The 13,091-nt window shown below is 46.9% G+C and carries 11 protein-coding genes; 6 read left to right on the top strand and 5 right to left on the bottom strand.

Annotation, left to right across the window (positions count from 1 at the left end; translation table 11 throughout):
• Nucleotides 1-137: 137 nt before the first annotated feature.
• Genes D081_RS07520 through D081_RS07510 form a run of 3 tightly spaced genes read left to right on the top strand, consistent with a single transcriptional unit; the run spans nucleotide 138 to nucleotide 3,449 of the window.
• Nucleotides 138-1,553, top strand: a complete 1,416-nt coding sequence (locus D081_RS07520) for a hypothetical protein (RefSeq protein WP_085023575.1) — start codon at nucleotides 138-140, stop codon at nucleotides 1,551-1,553.
• On the top strand, nucleotides 1,519-2,730 hold the full coding sequence (locus tag D081_RS07515) for a glycoside hydrolase family 3 protein (protein ID WP_158087598.1): 1,212 nt from the start codon (nucleotides 1,519-1,521) through the stop codon (nucleotides 2,728-2,730). The genes D081_RS07520 and D081_RS07515 overlap by 35 nt, the downstream gene beginning before the upstream one ends.
• A gap of 44 nt (nucleotides 2,731-2,774) precedes the next feature.
• Entirely contained in the window at nucleotides 2,775-3,449 is a 675-nt protein-coding gene (locus D081_RS07510) for a DUF805 domain-containing protein (protein ID WP_085023573.1), read from the top strand.
• 80 nt (nucleotides 3,450-3,529) lie between these two features.
• On the opposite strand, the gene D081_RS07505 is transcribed toward D081_RS07510, so the two are convergent.
• Together D081_RS07505 and D081_RS07500 are read right to left on the bottom strand one after the other, a co-directional pair.
• Nucleotides 3,530-4,219 (bottom strand): zinc ribbon domain-containing protein, encoded by a 690-nt coding sequence (locus tag D081_RS07505; RefSeq protein WP_085023572.1) that lies wholly within the window; start codon nucleotides 4,217-4,219, stop codon nucleotides 3,530-3,532.
• A gap of 125 nt (nucleotides 4,220-4,344) precedes the next feature.
• Nucleotides 4,345-5,073 (bottom strand): FadR/GntR family transcriptional regulator, encoded by a 729-nt coding sequence (locus D081_RS07500; protein WP_085023571.1) that lies wholly within the window; start codon nucleotides 5,071-5,073, stop codon nucleotides 4,345-4,347.
• A gap of 416 nt (nucleotides 5,074-5,489) precedes the next feature.
• Between D081_RS07500 and D081_RS07495 the strand changes: the two genes are divergently transcribed.
• Together D081_RS07495 and D081_RS07490 are read left to right on the top strand one after the other, a co-directional pair.
• Complete coding sequence (locus tag D081_RS07495) at nucleotides 5,490-7,274, top strand: methyl-accepting chemotaxis protein (protein WP_085023570.1); 1,785 nt, start codon at nucleotides 5,490-5,492, stop codon at nucleotides 7,272-7,274.
• A gap of 148 nt (nucleotides 7,275-7,422) precedes the next feature.
• Nucleotides 7,423-7,812, top strand: a complete 390-nt coding sequence (locus D081_RS07490) for a methylglyoxal synthase (protein WP_085023569.1) — start codon at nucleotides 7,423-7,425, stop codon at nucleotides 7,810-7,812.
• Nucleotides 7,813-7,893: 81 nt separating this feature from the next.
• Here the strand turns inward: D081_RS07490 and D081_RS07485 are convergent, their stop codons facing one another.
• Both D081_RS07485 and D081_RS07480 read right to left on the bottom strand, forming a co-directional pair.
• Nucleotides 7,894-8,910, bottom strand: coding sequence for a sugar-binding protein (locus tag D081_RS07485; RefSeq protein ID WP_085023568.1), 1,017 nt, complete (start codon nucleotides 8,908-8,910; stop codon nucleotides 7,894-7,896).
• A gap of 23 nt (nucleotides 8,911-8,933) precedes the next feature.
• Entirely contained in the window at nucleotides 8,934-10,631 is a 1,698-nt protein-coding gene (locus D081_RS07480; protein ID WP_085023567.1) for a methyl-accepting chemotaxis protein, read from the bottom strand.
• Nucleotides 10,632-10,854: 223 nt separating this feature from the next.
• On the opposite strand from D081_RS07480, the gene D081_RS07475 reads away from it, so the two are divergent.
• On the top strand, nucleotides 10,855-12,339 hold the full coding sequence (locus D081_RS07475) for a class I adenylate-forming enzyme family protein (protein ID WP_085023566.1): 1,485 nt from the start codon (nucleotides 10,855-10,857) through the stop codon (nucleotides 12,337-12,339).
• Between the two features lie 86 nt (nucleotides 12,340-12,425).
• On the opposite strand, the gene D081_RS07470 is transcribed toward D081_RS07475, so the two are convergent.
• Entirely contained in the window at nucleotides 12,426-12,833 is a 408-nt protein-coding gene (locus D081_RS07470; protein ID WP_085023565.1) for an Rrf2 family transcriptional regulator, read from the bottom strand.
• Between the last annotated feature and the right edge of the window lie 258 nt (nucleotides 12,834-13,091).

The following is a 13,091-nucleotide window of genomic DNA, read 5'->3' as shown; positions in this document are numbered from 1 at the left end:
TGGCTACTTAATTTTATGTAATGCCATTAAAATACAGGCCTCAGTTAAACATTTATGATATAATAATAAAGATATTAAGAAATTTTTCTTTAAGGAAAATATTTTGAATGGCATTCTGATTTATAAGGAGATCAGCTATGACAATGATACCAGATGAATTGTTTGATCTGGCTTTTGAATTTAAGTCCCTGAAGCCGTGGAAAAAAATGCATCCGGCCCAGTTCTTTTCGGTGATACTGCCTGACGGCAGGCCGCGCTTTTGTCAGATTTTCGGCGGAGGCACCGGAAAGCCGGCTTTGTGGATCCATAACAGTGAGGAGAGCGTTCAGGCCTATTTGCGCATGGTTCATGCCAAAAAGGTTAATTTCTACACCAAGGTGGCATATCTGGTGGAGCAGGAGGCCTATATTCTTACCTTTGAGAACAAGGCGGCCTTGGCTCCTTCCGAGATAGGCGAAATACAGGATTATTTGACGAAAAAGAAGCTGAAGCCAAGCGGCAGCGGCTTTTATCCTGTTTTTCGGGTGACTACGGCCCAGCATCGTGCCTGGATGTATCGTGACAAGGCGGATGTGGATGATACCCTGCTTTGCCTGCAGGCTGTCATGAAACGGATTAATGATATTCTGAAGGCCTCCAATACCAGCAAATATATTCTGGATCTGCGTCATCATGTGCAGGACAGGGAGCTGGCAATTCCGGCCCTGGTATACGATGGCAGCACATATGCCACCGATGTGGCTTCTGTGGTGACGGACAGTCAGCCAAAGCATTATCAGCCGAAGTGGAATGATCTGCAGGTGGCCCGCATGAAGAAGGCCAAGAAAACCGGGGCTATCTGGGTGGCAGATCAGGGTACCCTGCCAGAGGCGCTTATTAACGAGGATGCCAAAATGAATGAGTTCGGGGAGGCCATCAAGGCACCTTATTTCCCGGAGATGCTGGCGGTATTTGACGAGGCCAGCGGTGAGCTGCTTTTCATGGAAACCAGCCTGTCGGATAAGGACCTTTATGGCAATATCACCAAGTCATTGATGAGTGTCATTATGAAGCAGGGGCGGCCAATGACCATCCGGGTACGCAATGATGCCACGGAGGCGTTGCTGAGTGGGCTTTGCAGCAAGCTGAACATTACTCTGGACCGTCGTAAATCCATTCCGGAGCTGGATGATTTCCGCTGCGATGTGCACGCCCAATGGATGGAAAGCCAGGGCTTCAGCGAGGAGGAGATTGACCACGAGCTGGGCAAGGTGTTTGAAACGGCAGAATCCGTCTCCAAGAGGTTAAAGAGCGACCGGGAACGTACGGATATGCTGGAATCCATTGCTGACAGTCTGGTGGAGGATCCGGCTGCCACGGAGGAATTTGTCCGTTATGTGGATGGCAAGGGCATTATGTCGCTGGTGCCGGATGTGGTTTTTGATAATCTGGTGGATGCGGTAATGCTGTTCGATATAGACCCAAGTCTGGAAAAGCTGGTAAAGGAAGAATTCAGACGTCGCTATTATGAGGATGGTTATGATGAATTCGATGATGGGGAAGATGAGTATTAATAGGCACGGCAAGTCTCTGCTGGGGCTGGGGCTTCTGCTTTTGGTCCTGTCCCTGTTCATCAGCGGCTGCAGCAGCAACAGGAACAGGGATTTCAAGATTATTGCCGCCGACGGCAGCCTGTCCCAGGGGCAGAAGGTGGAGGAGATTCTTGAGGGCATGACCCTTGAGGAGAAGATCGGCCAGATGATTTGTGCCGGGGTTACCGGCACGGAGTTTGATGCTGAGGCCCGGGGCATGTTTGAGCGCTACCATTTTGGAGGGCTGGTGGAATTTGACTACAATCTGGAGTCAAGGGAACAGGTGTGGAAGCTGAATCAGCAGCTGCAGGACACCACCCAGGGGAAGCTGCCTCTCTTTATCGCCGTGGATGAGGAGGGGGGCCAGGTGGCCCGTATGCGTCATATAGTACCACCGCCGCCTTCACAGCTGTCCATTGCCCAGACCGGACGTCCGGAGCTGGCTAAGGAATGGGCCGTGAAGATTTCCGGGCAGCTGAAGGATTTGGGCTTTAATGTGAATTTTGCGCCGGTGGCGGATTTGGGATCCTTCAAGGACCGTCATTACAGCAATAATCCAAAAATTGCGGCGGATTTTGTGGACCAGGCGGCTATGGGCTATGAGGAAAGCGGCATGCTATACTCCTTGAAGCATTTTCCGGGAATCGGCCGGGGCAAGGCAGATACCCATGTGGACCGTGTAGTGGTGGATGCCACCCTTGAGCAGCTTAATGATACGGATTTGGCACCCTTTGTGCGGGTGCTGAACCGCAATACCCATGACAGGCAGCTGATCATGATTTCCCATATTGTGTATCCGAAAATTGGTGGCCAGATGCCGGCCAGCCTTTCTCCGGATATTATGACCAAGCTGCTGCGGGAAAAGCTGGGCTATAAAGGAATTATAATAACGGATGATATGGCCATGGGGGCCGTGTCACGGTTTTATACCCCGGGGGACGCGGCAGTACAGTCTGTACTGGCCGGGGCTGATATTGTTATGAGCTGTCATGTGTACAGGAATCAGGCTGAAACGGCGGAGGCCTTGCTGACAGCGGTAAATAGCGGTAAAATATCAGAGGAGCGGATTAATGAGTCTGTCCGGCGTATTATCCGGGCCAAGCTGAATCTGGTGGCCCCTAGAATGGGACTAATTATCAAGAGAAGTCTCGCGGATTAATGTGCTAGAATAGATATGTTATTTTTTTAGATGGAGATGATGTTATGTCTAAATTTTGTCCTAATTGCGGTGAGAAGGTAGAGGATAATGCAGTGTTCTGTCCTGAGTGCGGCCAGAACTTGAATATGGAGAGTCAGCCGGCAGCTCAGCCACAGCAGATGGTTCAGCAGCCAATGCAGCAGCCACCAATGCAGGCTCAGCCTCAGCAGCCTATGCAGCAGAATCCTTATCAGCCTGCACAGCCACAGCAGCCAATGAACAACGGCTACAATAATGGCTATAATCCTTATGGGCAGCAAGGCTTCCAGCAGCAGCCTCAGTATGGCGGCTACAATATGGGGCCAAAGCCGGAAAATATTATTCAGGCCTTCAAGTGGACCACCTATACCGGTCGTCTTAACCGTCTGAGATATTTCCTCCGCGGTCTGGTGCTGGGTGTTGTAGCAGCTGTTCTCGCCATGATTGGTACTTTTATAGGCCTGGCTATGGATTTTGATCCTGATGCAAGTCAGGGCCTGGGTTATATTGTTTGCTTGCCTGTAATGATTTTGTCCTTTATGAACAGCATCAAACGTGCTCATGATTTGGATAAGCCGGGCTGGCTGGTTATTGGTACTTTGATTCCAATCGTAAATATTTTCGTCAGCCTCTATCTGCTGTTCGGCAGGGGTACCGAAGGCCCAAACCAGTATGGTGACGACCCATTGATGTTCCCTTGATAGCAAAAAACATTAATAATATAAAAAGCGGCTCGAAGCTGAGCCGCTTTTTTGATGCCTAAATTTAATTTATAAAACAGTTAATCGTATAATTTGGTGCCGCAGTTCTGGCAGAATTTTGCCCCGCCCAGGAGCTTGCTGCCGCAGTTGGTACAGAATTTTTTTAGGCGGACCTTAGTTTCCTCGGCAGGGATAGCCGATCCGCATTTTGTGCAGAATTTCTGCCCTTCCCTGGCTGGGGCATTGCAGGCCGGGCAAGAAACAGCAGCTGCTGATGCCGGGGCCTCTGGCATATCCTGCTTAAGTGGCTCCATGGGATTATCGGAGCCCAGCTGCTGGAACACTTTTCGGAGCACAGGAATCAGCATATCATTGGGCACGTATATTTTATACGTATCTGATGCCGGGGTAACGCCTTCGGCATAGTACATGGTCAAATCAAAGCCGACCTGGGATCTGGTAAGCTGCAGATTGCTGCCCATAAACCGCTCCATGGGAATAAACCAGGGATATCCCAAAAGGTGCATACCCTTGGTGGTCAGCAAAAAGCCCTTGTTGGGAGCATTCATATCCCCATCGTCATAGTAAAACAGAATCTGCTCCTCCATGCCTTTAAAGCCGGAGAATTTTTTCAGCCCAAAGCTGATACAGCTGTCAGAGTGGGGATTTATGCCGGGAAAGTGAAAATTGACGGGAACAAAGCCCAGACTGGAAATAAATTTTTGGGCAAATATTATGCTGTTGAAATTGGCTGGTAACTGAAAAGTCATATTATATGTCCTTTTACGTAGATTTCTTTTACTATTTTAACGAAAATAATCTTATTTTTCCAGTCCGTGAATAACAGAAAAAATAAAAGCCGGAAACCGCAGCTTCCAGCTTTTGTAATTGAGTATTAAGCTTCTTCACCAGCCTGTCCCTTTATTTCTTCCTCGTGGGCCTTTATCATATACTCCCGGATGAGGCTCAGGTGGTTGGTCATGGCATTGTAGGCATCGAAGATTTCGCCTTCCAGAATCGCCTTGAGAATCCGACGGTGATAATAAAGTGTATTGGAAACACTGAGGTTGTTAAGGGTCAATGCGATGTTCTTCTCAATGGAAGAAAAGAGAATATAGGTGAGGTTGCCGATAATCCTGTTGCCGGTGGATTCAGCAATGAGCTGATGGAACTTGCCGTCTTCTGTCACATAGGATTCACCCTTGTTTATCTTGTCCTCCAGGGTTGCCATCATGTCGATGAGGGCCTGCTTTTGCTCCTCAGTGGCGTTTACTGCAGCCAGCTGGGCTGCCTTTGGCTCAATCATCAAACGCAGATCGATCATATCCAGGGCCAGCATCTGGTCATCGTAGATAAAGGTAAGTCCCAACGGGTCATCCGGAATGCCCTGCTTTTCTGAAATGAAGGTACCGGCACCCTGACGGCTTTCCAGAATGTTACGGGCAATTAAAACCTTAAATGCTTCACGAAGGGTACCGCGGCTGACCTCGAACTTGTCAAGAAATTCGGCTTCCGTTGGCACCTTGTCACCAGGCTTTAACTGTCTGGAAGTAATATAATCGATAATTCTGTCAGTGGTAACTTCAACTAATGTTTTTCCACTTTCTTCCTTTACTTCATCCATAACATTTATACTCCTTGTTGTTATTTTGTCCTACTAAGGTAAAAAATATTTTCAAAATTTATAAGACCATTATAAACAATTTGGTTGAAAATTGCTATTATTTTTGCAAATTTTATGGGGAAAAATGGGAAATACGACAAATTTTTCCAACAAATGGTATGATGTCAGGCGTTTAAAGGTTTGACCTATAAAATTTAATTGCTATAATAAATAAATAATTTTTTAAATTGATAAAAAATATATCAAAAATTAATTTAAAAATACATTAATAAAAATAATTTAAAGAAGGATATTTTTAGTAAATCTAGAATTCATAAGACAATTAAGAGAAATTTTTTTATTGCTTTATGACGCTTGCTGGTTCGAGCTTATGAAGATAGGGGTTTATTTGGAAAGCTTTTAGGGGAGGTATTACTATGAAACTTTCGTTGAAAAACAAGGTTATTTTTGTTGTTGTCAGTATTTCGTTGCTGACTACATTCTGCATCGGTGCCATGATGGTCTACAGCATGGTAGACGAGTCCAAGAGACAGGTTGAGTCTTATCGGGCAACCCTGACCCAGGATATTGAGAAGCAGCTGAAGGACCAGACGGAAAGTGCTGTATCCGTAATTAATTATGTTTACGGCTTGCAGCAGCAGGGCCTTATGACAGAAGAACAGGCCAGGAAGGAGGCTGCTGACCGGGTAAGGGCCATGAGATACGATAATGGTGCCGGTTATTTTTGGATTGATACCTATGAGGGTGTCAATGTGGTATTGCTGGGACGTCCTACTGAGGGCAAGAGCCGCATTGATTCCGTTGACCCTAATGGTACCCGCTTTATTGAGGAAATGATCAAGAACGGCCGCAAGGACGGCGGCGGCTTTACTGACCTGATGTTCGCCAAGCCAGGTGAGGATACTCCGTTGCCAAAGCGTAATTATACCGTGTCCTTTGCTCCTTATCAGTGGGTACTGGGCACTGGTGTCTGGATTGATTATATTGATACTATGGTGGCCCAGCAGGAAGTGGAGGCCAATGCGGCTCTCAGAGCCAGCCTCGTTAAAATGGGCATTTTTGTGATTGTTCTCCAGATGATTTTTATTGGCATTGGTTATGTGTTTGCCAACCGTATCGTAGGGCCTATTATGCAGGTTACAGATCGTCTTAAGGTGTTGGCTACCGGTGATTTCCGTCGGGGACGAAGCGGCGGCGATGTATATGATACTGATGATGAAATCAGTGAAATGGGGCAGGCCCTCACCACCCTGCAGAATAATATCAGCAACATGATGAAAAAGGTTGTTTCTACAGCCCATCAGGTTACTGATTCGGCCTCCCATCTGAACAACAGCGCCCGTCAGTCTGCCGAGGTATCCCATTCCGTGGCCAATTCCATGGTAAATGTGGCCGGCAACTGCTCTGAGCAGTTTACGGAAATAGAGACGGCCAACGGACAGGTTGAGGATCTGGGTCAGCACATGACCAATTTCGTGACTACTATTCAGCAGTCCAGTGAGGTAGTCCGGACCACCCAGGAAAAGGCTGTCAGCGAGGCCAAGACCGTAGAAGGGGCCGTGGACCAGATGAAGCTGATTCACGATTCTGTTATGCAGTCCGCCGATGTTATTACTGAGCTGGGTGAGGAATCTGACCGCATTGGCAAGATTGTTGACACAATTTCCTCCATTGCAGGCCAGACCAATCTGTTGGCCCTGAATGCCGCCATTGAGGCAGCCCGGGCCGGTGAGCATGGCCGTGGCTTTGCGGTTGTAGCAGATGAGGTACGAAAGCTGGCCGAGCAGTCCAGTGAGTCTGCCGGTGAGATTGCGGGACTCATTACCTCCATTCAGGCCAAGAGCCAAAGAGCTGTAGCCGTAATGAAGGAGGGTGTAAGCCAGGTGGAGGCCGGCACCAAGGTGGTACAGGATTCCGGTACCAGCTTTGGTGAGATTGCGGAAATGGTCCGCAATGTGGCTGACGAATCCCAGCGGATGAACAATATTGTCACCTCCCTTAATGAAAATACCAAGACCATAGGTGCTGCCATCCAGTCAGTATCGGTAAAGAGTTCTTCCGTTTCTGCCGAGGCGGAGAGCGTATCGGCGGCTACCGAGCAGCTTACCGCTACCATGAGTGAGATCGAAAGCTCCAGTGGCGTTCTGGCGGAAATGGCCCAGGATATGCTCAAGGCAGTTGAGAGCTTTAAAATGGACTGAGAAATATAAAGAATACAGTGCAATTAGGAGACTATCTGATGTATAATTAACTGCAGGGGCAATTTTGATGTTTTTACATGGTATTTTCATGTATTGGGGTTAGAATTGTCGCTGAAACAAAAAGGAACAAGAAAAGAGGTTGATTTACATGCATACTATTGCACTGATTGCTCATGATAAGAAGAAGGAAGAAATGCTGGAGTTCGTGGAGCAGCATATTGATCTGTTGCAGGATTGCCATCTGATTGCTACCAATACCACTGGTACCAAGATTAAGGAAAAGTATGGCATTGAAGTTGAGACCATGATGTCCGGTCCTCTGGGCGGTGACCAGCAGATTGGTGCCAAGGTTGCTACCGGTGAGATAGATTATGTAATCTTCCTCCGCGATCCGCTTACCTCCCAGCCTCATGAGCCGGATATCAACGCTCTGCTGAGACTGTGTGACGTACATAATGTTCCGTTGGCTACCAACAGAACCAGCGGTCATATTATGCTGAAGTATGTTTCCATTGAGAACACTGTTTCCAGCGACTAATTCCAAAAATAAACAACGATGACAAACTTAAAACGCCTTGGCTCACTGAGTCAAGGCGTTTTCTACGTACAAAACAGATTATTATTTTACGAGATTTGTGTTGTCCTTATCGATTATCATTGGAATACACAAATAAGCCGGAACCGTCATAACACCATTATTGTAGGTGGTTTTGTCGTTGATGGCAGGCTGAGTTCCCTCAACTACGGCCTTAATCATGCGGATACACTTAGCATTAAGGTCATCTGAGGATTTATAAATGGTAATAGCCTGAGTACCAGAGCGGATGGCCTCAATGGCACTGGCTTCGGCATCCTGGCCGGTAATAAGTGGCCAAGCACCATGATAATTTGCCTGTAAAGAAGCACGGATGCCAGCGGCACAGCCATCATTTGGAGCAAGAACAGCAGCCAGATTACCATCGGAATAGTAGGTGCTGATGAGCTTGTCCATGCGGGCCTGAGCATTCTTACCGTCCCAGTCCTTGGTGGCAGCCTGCTCAAAGCTGGTTTCATTACTGCGGCTTACAAGCTGACCATTATCGAAGTATGGCTTAAGCACCTCCATGGAACCGGTAAAGAACATGTGAGCATTGTTATCCTTTGGATCCCCGGCAAATACCTCAATGTTGTAAGGACCAGCACCGGATTTGAGGTTAAGGGCTGCCACCAGATATTCACTCATGGCCTTACCAACAGCCTCATTATCGAAGGAAGCGTAGTAGGATACAGCATCAGTATTCATAATCAGACGGTCATAGGCAATGACAGGAATGTTTTCCGCCTTTGCGTCTTTTAAAACTTCGGTGAGTTTTTCACCATTTACTGCGCCAATAACGAGGCAGCCAGGACGGTCCTGAATCATCTTCTTTATTTGTTCAATCTGCTGATCCTCGGTATCAGCAAACTGCAGATCAACCTGGAAGCCCTCTTTTTCCAGATCTTCCTTCACGCTGTTGCCGTTTTTCTGCCAGCTGGCAGATGAATTGGCAAAGCTTATAGCAACTTTCTTGTTGGAACCGTTGTCAGAACCGCATCCGCTAACCAGAAAGGCTGCTACAAGAAGTAAAAGTGATGCTAAAGCGATTATTTTTTTCACTTAATATTCTCTCCTTTTGACAATCAAATCTTAAATTTGTCAGTAGCATTCTGCAGGTCAACAGAGAGCTCTGCCATCTTGCGGCTGGCATTGGCAATTTCGTCCATGGAAGCTGCCTGTTCTTCAGTAGCTGCAGATACGGATTCGGTTTCAGAGGCCACTTCTCTGCCAGTCTTCTCAAGTGCAGCCATGTTGCTAACCAGGTTGGCGGCGTTGGAGGAGGAGCTGGTGGCCTCGTTAAGAATATCACGGGAATGCTCAGCCAGGTTCTCAACAGCACTAACAATCTGATTGAAAGCATCACCGGCGTTGGTGACAACCTCCTGACCAGCCTTCACAACCTCGGTGCCCCGATTCATACGGTTAACAGCATGATCCGTATCCTTTTGGATATCGGAAATCAGATCTGCTATACGTAAAGCGGCAGTGTTGGATTCCTCAGCCAGCTTGCGAACCTCCTCAGCTACTACAGCAAAGCCACGGCCAGCTTCACCGGCACGGGCAGCCTCGATAGCAGCGTTTAAAGCCAGCAGATTTGTCTGGGATGCAATACTTGCAATAGTATCACTGATGGTACCAATTTCGTTGGAGCGTTCAGCCAGCTGTTTAATAACCTCAGATGATTTGATAACTGCATCAGAGATTTCTTCCATCTGACGAACTGCATCAGCAATGGATTCTGCACCATGGCTGGCAATGTCCTGTACATTGTGGGCAGCTTCGTTGGAGGCAGAAGCCTTATTTGCAAAGCCCTCAAGATTTTCAGCCAGCAGGTTGATATCATTTGAGGAATTGGTTACGGCACTTTCCTGCATGTTGGCATTGGCTGCCACATTGGTGATGGACATAGCCACCTGATTGGTTGCCTGGGCAGACTGTTCAGCATTTTCCGTAAGCTGCTTGGCAAATCCGGAAACGTCCTGCGCTGTTTTATGAATATGTCCAATAAGGGTACGGAGATTATGAACTGTGTCTTTATAGGAATTTGTCAGCTCACCGAATTCGTCGTTGGTTTTGGCGGAAACATCCACTGTCAGATTACCACCAGCAATCTCCTTGGAGATATTCATCAGATAGGTGATAGACTTCTGAATAGTGGAGCTGAGATACCAGCCCATAAATGCGGACAGAACAAGGATTATTATAAAAGTAAAGATTAAAGTATTTCTGGTAGCAGCATACTTTGCTTCTGCGTCTGCTGTTTCAGCGTGGATAAAATCCTTCTGTGAATCCAGGAGCTTTGTAAGATCATTACTGATAACCTGATAGTCCTGCTTGGATTTATCAAGCATAACAGCAGCCTCAGCCTGTTTGCCCTCTGAAATCAGATTAATCATAGCCTCGGAGTTTTTCCGATAGGTCTGCCAGTTGCTGACAATGGTCTGGAAACGGGTTGCGTTTTCACCAGTAAGGGTTGGTTCGATATCCTTAAAGGCAATGTCCAGCTGATCCCCCAGTTTTTTTGTCTGCTGCATGGCATAAATCCTATTTGGCAGAGTAGTTGCTGTGAAAATGCCATATTCACCCTGACGGTAGTCGGTCAAGGTCTGGTTACTATTGGATGCAGCCAAAACACCATTAAGATGCTCTGTAGCAATTCGCATGGCACCATTGTTAATGCTGTTTAAACTATACCCGGAAAAGAGGTTGGTTGCAGTGATAATAAGCAGCAACAAACCAAATACCATATATAGCTTTTGGCGAATAGTTAAATCATTCAAATAAAACCCTCCTTTTTTCTATAGTATTATATCACAATCTATGCTGTTTTATTATCGTTTGTAGCTAATATTATTTATGGAGTTTTTTTATTTTGATGTTTGAAATTGTCAGTCATATTTGATATGAATTAATTGGCAATGTGATGAAATTCTGTTATACTATATCAGTTAGACAAAAAGAGATAGTGAGAGATTATAGTAGAAGGATGAGTGTAAAAGCTATATGTTAATACATGATTTACCATATCGTGGCAAGGACGATGCAATTGCTGTTATAGATAAGGATCGCCAGTTTACCTATAAGGATTTGCAGGATATTGTGGATGAATACCGCAATTATCTGTATAGTCTGGGGGTAAGGCAGGGGGACCGGGTTGGCCTGTTTTCCCGCAATTCGGCGGATATTCTGTTTGCCTATGTGGCCATTGTGTCTTTGGGAGCCCTGGCTGTTCCGATTAATTTTCAGCTCAGTAACCGTGAGATTGCCTATATCGTCAAGGATGCAGGCATTGACCACGTTTTGACCTACAAGGAGCTGGAAATAGACGAGGATTTGAAGGAACTGAATTATCAGGGGAATTTCCGGCAGCATGACCTTAGATATTGCTACCAGAACCAGAATTGCCCGGCTGCACCGAAGCTGCCGGAAGACTTCAAGGATACGGAGCCATGTGTAATTATTTACACCTCCGGCACCACCGGCAATCCAAAGGGAGCTGTGCTGTGCCACAGAAATATTATTGCCAATGATGAGCAGTATCATGAGGTAGCCCATGGCACCAGCGATCTGGTGGAGCTGTGCGTATTGCCGATGTATCACTGCTTTGGCTGGACCCTGTCCGTCATGTATCCGCTTTATGTGGGGGGCAGGATGGTTATTCTGGATAAGTTTACTCCAAAGGAGACCATTGAGACCATTCGGGAATATGGGGTTACCGATACCCATGTGGTGCCTAGTATCTGTGCCCTTTTAAATAAGCTGGCCAAGCCGGAGGACATGAAGTCCCTGCGGATGGTAGTAAGCGGCGGCACTACTTTGCCATTGAAGATAGCACAGGACTTTAAGAATAACTTTGGCATTACCCTGTGCGAGGGCTATGGCCTGTCAGAAACCGCGCCGGTGGTTACCATGAATTCCCCGGCTACCGCCAAAATCGGCTCCATCGGGCCGGTGGTAAAGGGCATTGAATATAAGATCATGAACGGTGATAACCAGGAAGTGGCTCCTGGTGAGGCTGGCGAGCTGGTGGTCAAGGGTGACAATGTCATGCTGGGCTACTGGAATTTGCCGGAGGCTACGGCCGATGCCATGCAGGACGGCTGGTTCCACACCGGTGACGTGGTCCGTGAGGATGAGGAGGGCTTCCTCTATGTGGTGGACCGCATTAAGGATATTATTATTTCCATGGGTGAGAACGTGTACCCACGGGAAATTGAGGAGCTGGTATATCACTATCCGGGCATTACTGAATGTGCCGTGGTGGGTGTGCCGGACAAGCTACGGGGCAATGCGGGAGCCTGCTTCTACGCCGTAAATGAGGGGGAGACCGTCAATAAGCGTGATTTGAAGAAGTATCTCCAGAAAAATCTGGCCCTCTACAAGATTCCCCGTGAATTTCATGAGGTGGAGGCCCTGCCGAGAACCTCTACGGGCAAGATTGCCAAGAACAGGATTGTTCCTGAATACGAGGCGTCCAAGAAAAAATAATATGGCTGCACCAGTTGTGCAGAAATTAAAAAGCAGAAATCGCTGTTACGCGGTTTCTGCTTTTTGTTTTGTTTACTTGTTATTTGTTATTCATGACCTCTGATCAGGTCGGCAATGGTTATATTGGTGAAGAAATCACTGACCATTTCGTCAAAGAGCCTCCACATAGGCACTGTCAGGCAATTTGCCTCCCGGGGACACTGTTCTGCTCCCTCCTGGAGGCAGGCTACTGAGGTGAGGCGTCCCTCGGTAATCTGAAGAATTTCCATAACATTGTATTCCTCCGGCTTTTTCAGGAGACGGTAGCCGCCGCCCTTGCCACTGGTACCCTTAACCAGTCCGGCACTTACCAGCATTTTTACCACTCGCTCCATATATTTTTTGGAAATCTCCTGACGCTGTGCCACATCGTCCAGAGTTACCGGCTTGTCATCGGGCTGCTGGGCCAGGTCTATCATAAATCTTACTGCATATCTTCCCTTTGTTGAAATCATACGACACCCTCCTTTTAAACCTATTTTACCCTATGGTAAATGGATTTTTCAAATTTTTATTTTTACCTATTGACATAGTAGGCATATAGGTTTAATATTAAGACATCGAAATTGAGCAACAAAGATTGAAGATTAAAGACTAATACTGGAAGAGAGGAGATGGATGCTATGTATGGAGTAAACAACACCTGTAAGACAGCAGCATGGGTTTGTCGAATGTGCTACTCCCGGGCATGTAATGATGGCCAGATGCGTCCG

Origin of the sequence: Anaerovibrio sp. JC8, assembly GCF_002100115.1 — a bacterium.
Classification (GTDB): Bacteria; Bacillota; Negativicutes; order Selenomonadales; family Selenomonadaceae; genus Anaerovibrio.
This window is presented reverse-complemented; position numbering and strand designations above follow the sequence as displayed.